Consider the following 229-nt stretch of genomic DNA (forward strand, 5'->3'; position numbering starts at 1 on the left):
CACGGGTTGTAGATGGACGCCCCTTTCACCATACCGACTAACAGCGCCTGCTGGTCGAGGCTTAGCTCTTCTACCGGGCGACCAAAGTAATACAAGCTTGCCAGCGGGAAGCCGCGGATTTCGTTGTCGCCGCTCTGACCGAGATACACCTCGTTCATATACAGCTCAAGAATACGGTCTTTGCTGTAACGCGCGTCCATGATCAGCGCCATGTAAGCTTCGTTCGCTT

The 229-nt window shown here is 54.6% G+C and carries 1 protein-coding gene; it reads right to left on the minus strand.

Annotated features, from left to right (window positions below; genetic code table 11):
* A partial coding sequence (locus RTW80_RS31145; protein ID WP_312722144.1) for a transglycosylase domain-containing protein occupies positions 1–229 on the minus strand: 229 nt, incomplete at both ends.

Source organism: Escherichia sp. AM3, from assembly GCF_032029835.1.
In the GTDB taxonomy this organism is placed as follows: domain Bacteria; phylum Pseudomonadota; class Gammaproteobacteria; order Enterobacterales; family Enterobacteriaceae; genus Escherichia; species Escherichia coli.